Here is a 14270-nt window from a genome sequence, read left to right on the forward strand (position 1 = left end):
TATTTTGGTCCAAGACCGGATTGCCTATTGTTTAGAGCGCTTCCAAACACGTGTGAAATATATAATTCACACTTGATTAGGTCGTATTTTATATTAGAAATGCGGCATGGATCTGCGTCAGCTGCGCTACTTTATCACTGTTGCCGAGGAACTGCATTTCGGGAGAGCTGCGGCGCGGCTCAACATGACCCAACCGCCGCTCAGCCAAACCATACTCGCGCTCGAAGAGGAGATCGGCATCGAACTGTTCACGCGCACCAAGCGCAGCGTCGCGCTGACGCCTGCGGGCGCCCAATGGCTGGACCATGTGCGCAAGGTTCTGGACGCAGCAGGCGCGCTCCCCGGCGTTGCCCGGCAGCTCGCGCACGGCACCATGGGCAGTTTGAAACTCGCTTTCGTCAGCACAGCCGATTACAGCCTGCTGCCGGCACTGCTCGGCCGTTACAAGACGGATTATCCCGGCGTGCAGATCGCCCTGCAGGAGGCAACGAGTGACGTGCAGATCGGAGCGCTTCTGAACGGAGACATTCACGCCGGCTTGATCATCCCGCCGTCGCAGACCAGCCTTCACGCTTCTCTCACCTATCTGTCATTGCTTCAGGAGGAACTTGTCGCTGCGGTCCCGGAGGAATGGGTGGCATCAGGCAGGTTGGCTCTCTCCAACGGAGCGCTCGACATCAAAGGCGCTCTATCGGAGCCACTGATTATCTTTCCCCGCCGCAGCGCACCGGCCTTTCACGATCTGATCACCGGCTATTATGCCGGCAATGGTGCCGTCCCATGCATCGGGCAGGAAGCCATCCAGATGCAGACAATCATCAGCCTGGTCTCAGCGGGGATGGGAATCGCGCTGGTGCCGGAATCGCTGCGGAATCTTGGCCGTGCCGGCGTTCGCTACCTGAAACTGTCAGGCACGCCGCCACGGATCGAGACCGGGCTTGTCTGGCGCCGAGACGATCCGTCGCCGGCGCTCAGACATCTGATTGATATTGCCTCGGCGTTCAACGGATCGCCTTGACGAGATCCTTGTCGGGAAAACAGGTGGCGGGCAGGCCCTGTTTCGTTTGCCAATCACCAATGGATCGCCGTGTCTTGAAGCCGGGGAAACCGTCGGCTCCGCCCGCGTCATAACCCTTTTTTTCCAGCGCTTTCTGCAAACCCGCAATGTCCGAGCGATAGAGCCCGCCGACATCACCCCAACCGGCGGAAAAACCCTTCGCACCATTGGCGATGCGGTCACCCACATGCCCGATGAAGAGCGCATAGAGATCGCTCATATTGTATTCCTTGATCACGTAGAAATTCTTGGTGACCACAAAGGCCGGGCCGTGACGCCCGGCAGGCATCAACAGGAAGCCCTCGCGATTGGTTTCGCTGGCCGGAAACGGCTTGCCGTTGACCCGGGTGATGCCAAGCTTGGCCCATGCGGCGAAAGGCTTGCCCTGATCCGGGCCTTCCAGGGAGCAGCTGACAGTCTGCGGAACGCTGACTTCATAGCCCCAGTCGCGGCCGCGCTGCCATCCATACTGCGCGAGATAATGACCGATGGAACCGAGCGTATCGGGAACGGAATTCCAGATGTCCCGCTTGCCGTCGCCGTCAAAATCCACTGCATGTTCGAGATAGGATGTCGGCATGAATTGCGGCTGGCCCAGCGCACCTGCCCACGAGCTTTTCATGCTTGCAACGCCGATATAGCCCTTTTCCACGATCTGGAGCGCAGCCAAGAGCTCCTTGCGGAACATGTCCTTGCGCGTTGCCATAAAGGCTTTTGTGCCGAGGACGGCAAAGGCGTTGTAAGGGATTTTCACGCTGCCATAACCGCTTTCGCGCCCCCAGATGGCAAGAACGATCGGCCCCGGAACGCCATATTTGCTTTCAACCGCTTTGAGGATTTTGGCATACTGGCCAGACCGCGCTACGCCACCCGATGTCACCGCGTTGACTGTCTTGTCGTTGAAATACTTGCCGGGAGAGCCGAACTCGGATTGCCGCTGCTCCTTGGGCGTCTGCGGTTTTTCGCCCGGCATGACCAGGTCGGGCAGATCGAAATTGAGCGTGACGCCCGAAAACGCCTGATCGAAAACCGCTTTGGAAATACCCTGCGCCTTGGCTTCGGGCCAAAGATCGTTGACAAGCCATGCCCGGAACTGTGCTTCAACTTCCGGTTTTGACGCGGCCAACCCGGCTGTTGCATGGAGAAAGGTCGCAAACAGCGCCGCAAGGGCAAGTCGCATCGGACGTCTGATCAAAAGCCTTCTCCCTATAAAGAGGTCCGCGCGCGCAGGGCAGCGGCCAACGTGCCCTCGTCCAGATAGTCGAGTTCCCCGCCGACCGGAACGCCATGCGCCAGCCGCGTGATACGCACGTCAAAATCCGCAAGCTGATCAGTGATGTAATGAGCCGTCGTCTGCCCCTCGACCGTCGCATTGACGGCGAGAATGACCTCCTTGATCTCGCCTTCCGCCACGCGGCTGACAAGGCTGCCGATGTTGAGATCGTCTGGACCAACACCATCCAGCGGCGACAGCCGTCCGCCAAGCACATGATAGCGGACATTCATTGAACCGGCCCGCTCCAGCGCCCAAAGGTCGGCAACATCCTCGACCACAATCAGCGTCGCCCGTTCGCGACGCGGATCGGTACAGATCATGCACGGATCAGATGTATCGACATTGCCGCATGTGGAGCAGATACGCACCTTGTCCGCTGCGTCCTGCATGGCAGAACCCAACGGGATCAGCAGCGCTTCCTTCTTCTTGATGAGATGCAGCGCGGCGCGGCGGGCGGAACGCGGCCCGAGCCCCGGCACTTTGGCCAGAAGCTGGATCAGGCGTTCAATTTCGGGACCGGCGATTCGTTTCGACATATCGCCGGTTTAAAGCAAATTTTGCCCATAGGGAATCGGAGACGCACCGCGAACTCAACCCAAGCGAAAAAGAGACCGCTATTTTACAACTCTGCATTCGTTGTTGCCACTCACCAACCAAGCAATGATCGAACGGGCGCTGAAAAGCGTGATCACAGTTTGAGGGCAGAGGCAGCAACACCGTGTCAGCCGGTGCATCGGGAGAATGGGCTACCCGACTGCGGCAACAGCCTTGCCTTTGAACTTGGAGGTGACTCTATGCGGATCTTTCCGTTTAGCATCACACTTGTTTTAAGAAAAACCCGGACGAGCTGGTCATGGACCGTCCGGGTTCAATTTAAATAAGGAAACGGGTGATGGGCGAAAGCTCATCATCCACTCCAAGAGCAACATAAACTATCGCAGTGCTATTTCCAATAAACTTGTGATTGTGCAGAACCTGATCAGAACGGCAGTTTGAAGCCCGGAGGGATCGGCAGACCCGCTGTCAGTGCCTGAGTCTTTTCCGCCATGATGGCTTCAACCTTGGCTTTTGCCTCGTTATGGGCAGCGATGATCAGATCTTCGAGAATCTCGACATCATCTTCCTTGAAGAGCGATGGATCAATCTTGAGCGAGGTCAGCGCCCCCTTGCCGGACAGCTTGACGGTGACGAGACCGCCGCCGGAATGGCCCTCTGCCTCCAGCGCCGCGATTTCTTCCTGCATGGCAGCCATCTTGCCCTGCATTTCCTTGGCCTGTTTCATCATGCCCATAATGTCACGCATGGGAAAAACTCCTTTTGATCAATCATCTTCTTCGACGGGGGCCAGCGTGTCATCGCCGGAGCCGATCCCGTCCATGCCGTCGGGGTCGCCACCTGCCTGCCCGGCGGGTGTTGCGATCCGTACATTGATAATCTTGGCACCCGGAAATCGCGACAGGATCGCCGCGACATCCGGATCGGCGCGCGCATCGCTGAGCATGGAATCGCGCCGGGCCGTCTCGGTTTCATTGATGGTCCGGCCACCCTGTTCCCGCGACAGGGATACCATCCAGCGCGTACCGGTCCATTCGCTGAGTTTCTGTGACAGGTCTGTCAAAAGTGTTTTTGGCGCGTCGTCGGTCAGATTGATCTCGAGCCGTCCCGGCTTGATGCTAACGAGCCGCACACAGTTCTTGACCAGTATCTTGAACTGCATGTTGCGCTGCTTGTCGGCGAGCGCCACGATATCGGCGATGCTGGTGACGGGAACGGCCGGCGCCAGTTCTTCGGCAGCCGGTTGCACCGGCACAACAGGCACAGGCTGTGCTGATTGTTCGACCAGCCGCATGGTTGCACCACCACCAGAGGCAACGGAACCGCGCATCGGTGCAACAGCGTCCGCCGGCGCAGCGCGGTTCATCGTCTCGCCGCCGCCATTGCCGGGACGCGGGCCATCGCTTCGCGGCTGCAGGGAGGAAGACGCCCCATTTTCCAGCGATTTCAGGGCTTCATCCAGCGTCGGCAAATCGGCTGCATGCGCCAGCCGGATCAACAGCATTTCTGCAGCCTGGACCGGGCGATTGGACGCATCCACCTCGGCAATGCCTTTCAGCAACATCTGCCATGTCCGGGAGAGGACCCGGATGGAAAGCTTTTCGGCATAATCCCGGCCGCGCAGGCGTTCATCCTCGGACAGGGAGATATCGTCCGCGACATCCGGGGTGAAGCGAATACGCGTCACCAGATGGTTGAAGTCGGCAAGATCGGAAAGAACAACACTGGGGTCCGCGCCGACATCATACTGGGCACGAAACTCGCGCAGGGCGGAAGCCACATCACCGCGCATCAGCATCTCGAAAAGATCGATGATCCGGGCGCGATCCGCCAGCCCCAGCATGGAGCGTACGGTCTCGGCGTCGACATTGCCCGCACCATGGGCGATTGCCTGATCGAAGATCGACAGGGAATCGCGCGCCGAACCCTCGCCCGCACGGGCGATCATCGCCAGGGATGCGGCATCAACCGTGATGCTCTCCTTGTCGGCGATCTTCTTCAGCAGCGCCGTCAGCATGTTCGCGTCGATACGGCGCAGGTCAAAGCGCTGGCAGCGCGATAGCACCGTGATCGGAACTTTGCGGATTTCGGTCGTGGCGAAGATGAATTTGACGTGGGGCGGCGGCTCTTCCAATGTTTTCAACAGGCCGTTGAAAGCCTGATTGGACAGCATGTGCACTTCGTCGATGATGTAGACTTTGTACCGGGCCGAAACCGGGCGGTAGCGAACCTGCTCGATGATTTCACGGATGTCATCGATACCCGTATGCGAGGCCGCATCCATCTCGATGACATCGACATGGCGGCCTTCCATGATCGCCTGACAATGTTCACCGGGAACAGACAGGTCGATCGTTGGCTTGTCGATTTCAGCTGTTTTATAATTGAGGGCGCGGGCCAGAATGCGGGCAGTGGTGGTCTTGCCAACACCGCGCACACCGGTCAGCATCCACGCCTGCGCAATGCGGCCGGTCTCGAACGCATTGGTCAGGGTCCGAACCATCGGCTCCTGACCGACCAGATCGTCGAAATTCTGCGGGCGATATTTGCGGGCAAGCACGCGATAGGCGCTATCTGCCGTTTTGGTGTCCATCCCGGTTGATTCCGCTCCTGCATTACTCTTCATGGCGCTAATTGTCCGATTCTGACATTCGCATGTCTCGCGTGATGTCAAATTCGTTCCACCAGGCAAGTTTGTACCGCTGCACACCGCAGCGTCAATGCCGGATCACGGCTTTAAAGAGGATAAAGGTGGGAGGCTGGCACGGCGACCCGTGCCTGGCTCGTTGGGGCTGCTTCCTTCCGGACCTGACCCGGTTGGCGAGTGGCTCGTCCACCACCAACCTCCCGAGGCTCATATCGGCAATCTTTGCGCAAAAAGCAAGCGGGACGACAAAAAAACTGCTAATTGTTGCAAATCATGACGTTCATACTCGATAGCAAACTTGCAGCTGATACGATTCCCATTGCAAGGCTGGGCCTTTGCGATCTGCGCCTGATGAATGACCGGCGCTGGCCTTGGCTCATTCTCGTGCCGCAAAGGGCTGATATCAGCGAGATTCACGACCTTACCCCCCTCGACCAGACAATGCTTGTCTTTGAATCGGGCATTGCCGCACAGGCGCTCAAGGCTGTCGTCAATTGCGAAAAGATCAACACCGGTGCTCTCGGCAATATCGTCCGGCAGTTGCACCTGCATATCATCGCTCGCAACACCGGAGATCCGGCATGGCCCGGTCCCGTCTGGGGCTATGGCACGCGCGAACCCTACGGCGAAAAAGACGCACGGGACTTTGCGAACGCCATTCTCAACGCTATCTAATCAGCATCATCACACAGTCCCATTCCGGACCGGTCTTCTGGAGCCCCACTTATGTCATTTCGCCTTTATGATGTACCGGAAGCGGAAGCGAGCCGCTTCGTCGGCTTTGCCGGCAACAGGATAAACCGCCACGCTGAAAACCGCAGCGATGATGTGGTGACGGTCGCGCTTGCAGATGCAAAGGCGCGCATGCTGCTGATCGGGCAAGGCCAGATATTGTTGTCGCAGGGCAATGACATAGGCAATGCCTTTTTCGGCCTTGAAGAAGCCGCCGCGCTGCTGCCCAATCCAAACAGGACAATCTATTTGGGAATGCAGGAGGACATGCCGGTTCTCGCTGCTGTGAGCGGTATCGATCTGGCAACCCTTCCCGAGACAATCAAGGCCGTTGAATACCGCCCTGTCTACACGCAAGGCCTCATACCCGAAGATCAGCTGGGCGCCATGGCGCAAGCCGTTTCGCTGCTGACGTGGCATGAGAATCACCGCTTCTGCGGACGCTGCGGCACGGAAACGGTGATGCGCGATGGCGGGTACCGGCGCACTTGCCCGAATTGCGACGCCCAGCATTTCCCGCGCACCGATCCGGTTGCCATCATGATGGTGGTGCGCGGCGATAAATGTCTTCTGGCCCGTGGACCCCATTTCGGACCGGGCATGTATTCCTGCCTTGCCGGGTTCATTGAACCAGGGGAAACCATCGAAAATGCCGTGCGGCGCGAGACGCTGGAAGAAACCAACCTGCCTATCGGCCGGGTGGTCTATCACGCATCGCAACCTTGGCCGTTTCCCTATTCGCTGATGATCGGCTGCCATGCGGAGGCTTTGTCCGACGACTACACGCTCGACAAGGCTGAGCTGGAGGCGGGCCGCTGGTTCACACGCGATGAAGTCGCCCTGATGCTCGACCGGACACACCCGGAAGGATTGATGACGCCGCCACCCGGCGCCATCGCCGCCCATCTGATCCGCAGCTGGGTTGAGAGCGGGGTTTAAGCCCTACCAAGGTTGAATTGAAAATATCTCCCAATTGGTATATATCATTGTCATATCTCAAAAGAGGTGCGACATGGAAAAAGCCAAAATTTTCTGGTCCGGACGCTCGCAGGCCGTGCGCCTTCCAAAGGAGTTCCGATTTGACGCCACAGAGGTTCGCATACGGCGTCACGGGCAATCCGTGATTCTTGAGCCGGTGCCGGAAAATTGGACTTGGCTGGATGCCCTTACAGGCCCGTTAGACGACGACTTTGTGAAAGCTGCGAGCGAGAAGCCAGTACCGCAGGAAAGACCTGATCTCGACTATTTCAAATGAAATTCTTGCTTGATACCAACGCCATCATTGCGTTGCTGAAAGGCAATGAACGGCTGCACAGCCGATTGCGTCGACATCAGCCGCAGGATTTTGCAATCTCGGCCATTGTTGCCCATGAACTATTTTACGGAGCCTACAAATCACAGCGCGCCGTTCAGAATGTCGGCCTTGTTGAAAGCTTGCAATTCCCGGCACTTGAGTTTGATCTGGACGACGCCAGACATGCGGGCGAGTTGCGCGCAAAGCTTGCGCGCGCGGGCAGTCCCATCGGCCCTTACGATGTTTTGGTCGCAGGGCAGGCCCTTGCACGGTCTCTGACCCTAATCACACGCAATGTCCGTGAATTTCAGAGGGTCGAGGGACTCAGCGTTGAAAACTGGGAGGATTAGACCGTCAATCTACTCTTCCTCACCTTGGCTGCTGCGAAACGTGGTATCCGCCGGATAGACTCCGAGAACCCGCACCTCCTTGGAGAAGAATTCCAGTTCTTCCAGGGCATGGGCAAGGTTCTTGTCGTCCGGATGCCCTTCAATATCGGCGTAAAACTGCGTGGCGGTGAACTTGCCGTCAATCTGATAGCTTTCCAGCTTGGTCATGTTGACGCCATTGGTGGCAAAGCCGCCCATCGCCTTGTAGAGCGCCGCCGGAACGTTGCGCACGCGAAAGACGAAGGTCGTCATCATCAGTTCGTCGGATGTGCGCGGCGCCCACTTTTTCGTCTTGTTCAGGACAACGAAGCGCGTGACATTGTTTTCCGTGTCCTCGACATCCTCTTCCAGGATATCGAGACCATAAAGGCTGGAGGCGAGCCGCGGTGCGAGCGCCGCCATCGTCTTGTCCTTGACGTCGGAGACCAGCCGCGCCGCACCTGCCGTATCCCCGGCAATGACCGGCTTCCAGCCGTTCTTGCGGATGTATTTGCGGCACTGGCCCAGCGCGTGGATATGGCTGTGAACCGTGACGATTTCGCTGCGTTTGGTGCCCGGCAGAACCATCAGCTGAAAATGGATCGGCAGAAAGTATTCGCCGACAATATGCAGGCGCGATTCCGGCAAGAGGTGGTGGATGTCCGCGACACGTCCGGCGATCGTGTTCTCGATCGGGATCATCGCCAGATCAGCAGCACCGCTTTCAACCGCATTGAACGCATCCTCAAAGGTCGGGCATGGCAACGGCTCCATGTGCGGAAACATGTTGCGGCATGCGGTGTCGGAATTGGCACCCGGTTCGCCCTGAAAGGAGATGCGGTTGGTCTTGGCCATAATCAATTGCCCTTTATTGAAGTAAGAATGTCACGTGCCCGCTCAAGATCTTCCTGGGTATCCACACCCAGTGGCACCGAATCAACGATCTCGACATCGATGCGCATGCCGGCTTCCAGCGCGCGCAGCTGTTCCAGCCGTTCGCGCTGTTCGAGCGGTGACGGGCCAAGGCTGACGAATCGCTGCAGAGCTGCACGGCGATAGGCATACAGACCGATGTGGTGGTAGAGCGGGCCGTTGCCGTAGGGAGCCGTCGCCCGCGTAAAGTAGAGCGCGCGCATTTTCCCGGTGCCGATATCTGACCCGACGATCTTCACCACATTCGGATTGGTCTTTTCATCTTCCCTGGTGATCTCAACACACAATGTGGCGATATCGGCGGGACCTTCACGCAGCGGCAGGAGCGCGCGTTTGACCAATTCCGGATCGATGGTCGGCAGGTCGCCCTGGACATTGACGATGGCATCGACAGTGCCTTCCGGATCAAGTGCCAGCAAGGCCTCATAGATGCGGTCCGAACCCGATTCATGGTCGCTGCGTGTCATGACCACTTCAAGCCCGTGGGCTTCGACCGCCACCTTCACCTCGGCGCTATCCGTGGCAACAACGGCACGGCCAAGACCGGCCGCCAGGGCACGTTCAGCCACATGCACGATCATCGGCTTGCCGGCAATATCGGCCAATGGCTTGCCGGGCAAACGTGTGGAGGCCATGCGGGCGGGAATCAGGGTCAATATTTTCATCGTCACAAGCACCCTACGGTGTCAAAAAGTCTCAGGCAGAACTGCCCTTATATGTGTTGCAAGTCTTGAGCAAAAGACCTAGTTTCCGCGCGATCACGAGGGGACTCTCGTCAAGTTGTGCAGCGGTCTGCATTGACCAGATAATGAGAACCTCCGCAAGAGGAGCAATGATCGACAATGGATTCGAGCGCATTCAACAAATATGCCATGGCGTTCCTGGCAACAGTTTTCGTTGTCATGACAGCGGGCATCCTTTCGGATTTCTTATTTGATTCCCGTGCGCCCGAAAAACCCGGCTTTATCATCCAGGCTGCCGAAGCCGGCGGTGAAGGTGAAGCCGGCGCGCCAGCCGCAGCAGCTGCGGCCGTGCCGATCGCAACCCTGCTCGCATCGGCGGACGCGACGCGCGGTGAAGCGATTTTCAAGCGCTGCCAGGCTTGCCATACCGGCGAAAAGGGCGGCGCCAACAAGGTCGGCCCGAACCTCTGGGACATCGTCGACCGTCCCATGGCCACGCATGAAGGCTTCAGCTATTCCGGCGCCATCAAGGATTTCTCCAAGGGCGGCAAGGAACTCTGGACATTCGACCATCTCAATCACTTCCTGACCTCGCCCAAGGGCTATATCAAGGGCACTGCCATGGGCTTTGCCGGTGACAAGAAGGACAATGAACGCGCAGACCTGATCGCTTACCTGCGCACGCTCTCCGACAGTCCAAAGCCGCTGCCTGCTGCCGATGCCGCGCCAGCCGGCGGTGAAAAGCCAGCCGATGCAGCAAAGCCTGCAGATGGCGCTGCGCCGGCACCGACAAAATAAGTCAGCCGTCAATTCCAAGGGAAAGCCGGGTCCAGTGCCCGGCTTTTTTGTATCCGTCAGCCTGATCCTATCAAGACTGCGTGTTTTTTTGCCGAAGGTCTGTTCTCCGCCGCATTTTCTCTTAGACTGACCAAAAAAGAGAACCGTGGAGATCTGATTTGCAATTCCGTCCGCTCGTTGCCAGCCTCGCGCTCCTTGCCATGACAGCCGTGATTCCCCTATCGAATGCACGGGCTGCGGATGCTGAATGGCGGACGGCGGTCAGCGCTCTGGGCAAGCCGAAATACGGGCCGGACTTCAAGCATTTTGATTTTGTGAATCCCGATGCGCCCAAAGGCGGAACCTTGAATCAAATTGCTCAAGGTTCATTTGACAGCCTCAACCCCTTCGTCGTCCAGGGAACGTCTGCGGCGGGGCTTCCGGGCGGAACAATCCTGGGTGGATATCTCTACGATACGCTTCTCAGCCGGGCGCTTGATGAGCCGGCAACAAATTACGGTCTTCTCGCAGAAGCAGTTGCTTACCCAGATGATTTTTCCTGGGTAAAGTTCCGCCTCAACCCCGCTGCAAAATGGCATGATGGACAACCCATCACCGTCGATGACGTCATCTGGTCGTTCGATACCCTGAAAGCGCAAAGCCCGATTTACAACAAGTATTATCATGATGTGACAAAGGCCGAGAAGACCGGGGACCGAGAGGTTACCTTCACGTTTGCGAGCGGCGGGAACCGTGAGTTGCCCAGCATTGTCGGCGAGTTTCCCGTACTGCCAAAGCACTGGTGGGAAGGCACCGATCAATCCGGAAAGAAGCGCGACATCACCAAGCCCACGACGGAAATCCCTCTGGGCTCGGCTGCCTACAAAATCGAAAGCGTCGACTTCGGCAAGACCATCGTATGGAGCCGGGTAGCCGATTACTGGGGCAAGGATCTCCCCACCAATGTCGGGCGCAACAATTTCGATCGTATTCGCTATGAATATTTCCGGGACGCAAACGCCATGTGGGAAGCCTTCAAGAAGGGGGGATTCCAGGATTACCGCGGCGAGCCGAGCATCGGCCGCTGGATGCGTGGCTATGATTTCCCGGCATTCACCCGGGGTGATGTCGTCAAGGCCGTGTATCCACAGCGGTCGTCTGGTCGCATGCAAGGATTTCTCCTGAACACACGCCGCGACAAATTCAAGGATATCAAGGTACGCGAAGCTTTGAATTTCGCCTTCGACTTTGAATCGATGAGCAAGAATGCATTTTTCGGTCAATACAAGCGAATAGACAGTTATTTCTCCGGCACGGAACTCGCATCGAGCGGCGTCCCGACAGGCAAAGAGCTGGAGATACTTCAAGCGGTTAAAGGTGAAGTACCGGAAGGGGTTTTCAAAGAGGAATTCAAGAACCCGGTTTCTGATACGCCGCAGGCGCAACGCGATAATTTGCGCAAGGCCGTCACGCTTTTGCGGGAGGCTGGTTATGATCAGAAAAATGGAAAGCTCGTCAATACAGCGACTGGTCAACCTCTGACCATCGAATTTCTGGCGGACGATCCGGGCAATGAGCGTACGATCGGACCGTTCATGACGAATCTGCGCAAGCTAGGCATAGATGCGCAAATACGAGCTGTCGATGCTGCCCAGTACGCGGCCAGGGTCAATGATTATGATTTTGACGTGATGGCAATCGCCGGGATCGGGCAAACGCTGTCGCCAGGCAACGAGCAACGCGATTTCTGGGGATCCAGCACCGCCGACACGCCTGGCGGGCGCAATTACATGGGCATCAAAAACCCGGCCATCGACAAGCTGATCGACAGGGTCATCTTTGCCAAGGACCGCGAAGAGCTTGTTGCCGCAACCCATGCGCTCGACCGGGTTCTGCTGTGGAATTACTATGTTGTTCCGCAGTGGTATGACGACAGGGTCAAGATCGCCTACTGGAACAAGTTCGGCATGCCTGAAAAACAACCGGATTATATCGGTGTCGACCCGCTTTCCTGGTGGATTGACCCTGCCAAGGAACAAGCTCTGAAAGCCCACGCGCAATGATGGCCGGGCGTCTCAATCGCCGCGATCTGCTGAAATACTCCAGTGCAGCGGCTTTGTCCGCCCTCACTCCGCGTCTGGCACTGGCGGATGTGAAGACGGATGTTCCGCTGCATGGTCTTTCCGCCTTTGGCGAGCTCAAATATCCGAAGGATTTCACGCATTTCGAATACACCAATCCCGATGCGCCGAAGGGTGGTACATTCTGCTTCTCGCCGCCGACATGGTATTTCAACCAGTCGACGCAGACATTCAACACGCTGAACGGTTTCGGGGCACGCGGCGATGCACCGCCACGTGTGGAATTGTGCTTTGATTCCTTGATGACATCGGCGCTGGACGAGCCCGATTCCATTTATGGCCTGGTTGCTGAAAGCGTTACGGTTTCCCCGGACAAGCGGACATTCATTTTCAAGTTGCGCCCGCAAGCGCATTTTCACGACGGCTCCCCCCTGACGGCCCACGATGCGGTGTTCAGCTATGAGACGCTCAAGACAAAGGGGCATCCCGATCTCGTGGTGATGATGGCGGAGCTCACCGAAATTGTCGCCGAGGATGACCATACAGTGCGTCTGACCTTTTCCGGCAAGCATTCCGGTCGCGCCATTCTCGACATAGCGGCAGGGATACCGATCTTTTCCAAGGCGTGGTACGCCACGCGGGATTTCGGCGCATCGACGCTGGAAGCGCCTCTCGGCTCGGGAGCCTATCGCGCGGGCATGATCCTTGCCGGTCAAACGATTGAATACGAGCGCGTTGCCGATTACTGGGCAAAGGATTTGCCGGTTCAACGCGGCTCCAACCATTTTGACCGCATCCGCATCGAGTTCTTTCGCGACCGGCAACCGGATTTCGAATCCTTCAAGAAAGGCGATATCTATTGGCGTTCGGAGTCCGTCGCGAAGACATGGGCAACAGAGTACAATTTCCCGGCCATTCAGCAAAAGCGTGTCGTCAAACGCGAGTTCTCCAGCGAAAAACGGCCGGTGATGCAGGCCTGGGCTCTGAATCAGCGCCGGGAACAGTTCCGCGATCCGAGGGTGCGCGAAGCCATCACGTTGTGTTTTGATTTCGAATGGACCAGCAAGAACCTTTTTTACAATGTCTACAACCGGTCGCAATCGCTGTTTGAGAAATCGGAATTTCGCGCCGAAGGCAAACCTTCCGCCGAAGAGCTGGCCATCATGGAACCGCTGCGCGACATGCTGCCGCCGGAGATTTTCGGCGATGCGGTCCTGCAACCCGTATCGGATGGTTCGGGCCGCGACAGAAACAATCTGCGCCGCGCGGTCGAATTGATCACCGCGGCGGGTTATACGCGGCAGAACGGCAAATTCGCCGATGCCGGCGGCAGACCACTCAACCTGGAAATGTTGATCCAGGCGGAAGTCTTCACACGCTCGTCGGCACCTTTCATCAACAATCTGAACGCCATCGGCATCAATGCCACCCTGCGACTGGTCGATCCGGCGCAGTATCAGGTCAGGCTGCAGGACTTTGATTTCGATATGATGGGCGCTGCCTACTCCCTTGGTTCCACGCCGACACAGGAGAGCCTGCAGGCCATCTTTGGCTCCAAATCGGCTGCCATGCCCGGATCGACCAACTTCGCGGGTATTGCGGATCCGGCCATCGATGCGCTGATCCAGAAAGTCGGTGAGGTGAAGTCACGGGCAGAACTGGTCACGATTATGCGTGTTTTGGATCGGCTCTTGCGTATAAGGCGTGACTGGATTCCAAATTGGTACAGTGCGAATCACCTCATCGCCTATTGGGATATGTTCGGCTTCAAGGAGCCCAAACCCGATTATGGCTTTCCGGTTGAAACGCTATGGTGGCTTGACGAAGCAAAGGCAAAGGCAATTGGCAAGATTTAAAATGATATCTC

At 57.4% G+C, this 14270-nt stretch carries 14 protein-coding genes and 1 other RNA gene; 8 read left to right on the forward strand and 7 right to left on the reverse strand.

Annotated elements, in window-relative coordinates; genetic code table 11:
* Positions 1–106: 106 nt before the first annotated feature.
* The gene (locus tag J1W56_RS04110) at positions 107–1018 is read left to right on the forward strand and encodes a LysR family transcriptional regulator (RefSeq protein WP_223611983.1); all 912 of its coding nucleotides are present in this window, start codon (positions 107–109) and stop codon (positions 1016–1018) included.
* Here the strand turns inward: J1W56_RS04110 and J1W56_RS04115 are convergent.
* The 5 genes from J1W56_RS04115 to ffs all read right to left on the reverse strand — a co-directional run bounded on the left by J1W56_RS04115 (position 1002) and on the right by ffs (position 5736).
* Positions 1002–2237, reverse strand: a complete 1236-nt coding sequence (locus J1W56_RS04115) for a lytic murein transglycosylase (protein ID WP_223612403.1) — start codon at positions 2235–2237, stop codon at positions 1002–1004. The genes J1W56_RS04110 and J1W56_RS04115 overlap by 17 nt on opposite strands.
* Positions 2238–2263: 26 nt before the next feature.
* Positions 2264–2869, reverse strand: a complete 606-nt coding sequence (gene recR, locus J1W56_RS04120) for a recombination mediator RecR (protein ID WP_223611985.1) — start codon at positions 2867–2869, stop codon at positions 2264–2266.
* A gap of 443 nt (positions 2870–3312) precedes the next feature.
* A complete protein-coding gene (locus J1W56_RS04125) occupies positions 3313–3636 on the reverse strand; it encodes a YbaB/EbfC family nucleoid-associated protein (protein ID WP_091878585.1) in 324 nt (107 codons plus the stop codon).
* Positions 3637–3654: 18 nt separating this feature from the next.
* Complete coding sequence (locus J1W56_RS04130) at positions 3655–5481, reverse strand: DNA polymerase III subunit gamma/tau (RefSeq protein WP_404927900.1); 1827 nt, start codon at positions 5479–5481, stop codon at positions 3655–3657.
* A gap of 158 nt (positions 5482–5639) precedes the next feature.
* Positions 5640–5736, reverse strand: an RNA gene (ffs, locus tag J1W56_RS04135) — signal recognition particle sRNA small type.
* A gap of 69 nt (positions 5737–5805) precedes the next feature.
* Between ffs and J1W56_RS04140 the strand changes: the two genes are divergently transcribed.
* From J1W56_RS04140 to J1W56_RS04155, 4 genes are all read left to right on the forward strand, one after another.
* A complete protein-coding gene (locus J1W56_RS04140; protein WP_105736783.1) occupies positions 5806–6210 on the forward strand; it encodes an HIT domain-containing protein in 405 nt (134 codons plus the stop codon).
* 51 nt (positions 6211–6261) lie between these two features.
* On the forward strand, positions 6262–7206 hold the full coding sequence (nudC, locus tag J1W56_RS04145) for an NAD(+) diphosphatase (RefSeq protein WP_223611989.1): 945 nt from the start codon (positions 6262–6264) through the stop codon (positions 7204–7206).
* Between the two features lie 73 nt (positions 7207–7279).
* Positions 7280–7522: an antitoxin gene (locus tag J1W56_RS04150; RefSeq protein WP_223611990.1), complete on the forward strand. Its 243-nt coding sequence runs from the start codon at positions 7280–7282 to the stop codon at positions 7520–7522.
* On the forward strand, positions 7519–7911 hold the full coding sequence (locus J1W56_RS04155; RefSeq protein ID WP_223611992.1) for a type II toxin-antitoxin system VapC family toxin: 393 nt from the start codon (positions 7519–7521) through the stop codon (positions 7909–7911). Before J1W56_RS04150 ends, J1W56_RS04155 begins: the two co-directional genes overlap by 4 nt.
* A gap of 9 nt (positions 7912–7920) precedes the next feature.
* Here the strand turns inward: J1W56_RS04155 and J1W56_RS04160 are convergent, their stop codons facing one another.
* Positions 7921–8784 (reverse strand): prephenate dehydratase, encoded by an 864-nt coding sequence (locus J1W56_RS04160; RefSeq protein ID WP_223611993.1) that lies wholly within the window; start codon positions 8782–8784, stop codon positions 7921–7923.
* 2 nt (positions 8785–8786) lie between these two features.
* Positions 8787–9539: a 3-deoxy-manno-octulosonate cytidylyltransferase gene (locus J1W56_RS04165; RefSeq protein ID WP_223611995.1), complete on the reverse strand. Its 753-nt coding sequence runs from the start codon at positions 9537–9539 to the stop codon at positions 8787–8789.
* 165 nt (positions 9540–9704) lie between these two features.
* On the opposite strand from J1W56_RS04165, the gene J1W56_RS04170 reads away from it, so the two are divergent.
* From J1W56_RS04170 to J1W56_RS04180, 3 genes are all read left to right on the forward strand, one after another.
* Positions 9705–10343, forward strand: a complete 639-nt coding sequence (locus J1W56_RS04170; RefSeq protein WP_223611997.1) for a c-type cytochrome — start codon at positions 9705–9707, stop codon at positions 10341–10343.
* A 200-nt stretch (positions 10344–10543) separates the two neighbouring features.
* Positions 10544–12385, forward strand: a complete 1842-nt coding sequence (locus J1W56_RS04175) for an extracellular solute-binding protein (RefSeq protein WP_223612404.1) — start codon at positions 10544–10546, stop codon at positions 12383–12385.
* Complete coding sequence (locus tag J1W56_RS04180) at positions 12385–14259, forward strand: extracellular solute-binding protein (RefSeq protein ID WP_404928015.1); 1875 nt, start codon at positions 12385–12387, stop codon at positions 14257–14259. Before J1W56_RS04175 ends, J1W56_RS04180 begins: the two co-directional genes overlap by 1 nt.
* The last annotated feature ends 11 nt before the right edge of the window (positions 14260–14270 follow it).

The sequence above is a fragment of the Phyllobacterium calauticae genome (genome assembly GCF_019991125.1).
Taxonomy (GTDB): Bacteria; Pseudomonadota; Alphaproteobacteria; order Rhizobiales; family Rhizobiaceae; genus Phyllobacterium; species Phyllobacterium calauticae.

Coding starts and splice junctions, on each gene's coding strand:
- J1W56_RS04150 (WP_223611990.1), top strand. CDS start 7,280: ATGGAAAAAGCCAAAATTTTCTGGTCCGGACGCTCGCAGGCCGTGCGC.
- J1W56_RS04170 (WP_223611997.1), top strand. CDS start 9,705: ATGGATTCGAGCGCATTCAACAAATATGCCATGGCGTTCCTGGCAACA.
- J1W56_RS04125 (WP_091878585.1), bottom strand. CDS start 3,636: ATGCGTGACATTATGGGCATGATGAAACAGGCCAAGGAAATGCAGGGC.
- J1W56_RS04175 (WP_223612404.1), top strand. CDS start 10,544: ATGACAGCCGTGATTCCCCTATCGAATGCACGGGCTGCGGATGCTGAA.
- J1W56_RS04155 (WP_223611992.1), top strand. CDS start 7,519: ATGAAATTCTTGCTTGATACCAACGCCATCATTGCGTTGCTGAAAGGC.
- recR (WP_223611985.1), bottom strand. CDS start 2,869: ATGTCGAAACGAATCGCCGGTCCCGAAATTGAACGCCTGATCCAGCTT.
- J1W56_RS04110 (WP_223611983.1), top strand. CDS start 107: ATGGATCTGCGTCAGCTGCGCTACTTTATCACTGTTGCCGAGGAACTG.
- J1W56_RS04130 (WP_404927900.1), bottom strand. CDS start 5,481: ATGGACACCAAAACGGCAGATAGCGCCTATCGCGTGCTTGCCCGCAAA.
- J1W56_RS04115 (WP_223612403.1), bottom strand. CDS start 2,237: ATGCGACTTGCCCTTGCGGCGCTGTTTGCGACCTTTCTCCATGCAACA.
- J1W56_RS04160 (WP_223611993.1), bottom strand. CDS start 8,784: ATGGCCAAGACCAACCGCATCTCCTTTCAGGGCGAACCGGGTGCCAAT.
- J1W56_RS04180 (WP_404928015.1), top strand. CDS start 12,385: ATGGCCGGGCGTCTCAATCGCCGCGATCTGCTGAAATACTCCAGTGCA.
- nudC (WP_223611989.1), top strand. CDS start 6,262: ATGTCATTTCGCCTTTATGATGTACCGGAAGCGGAAGCGAGCCGCTTC.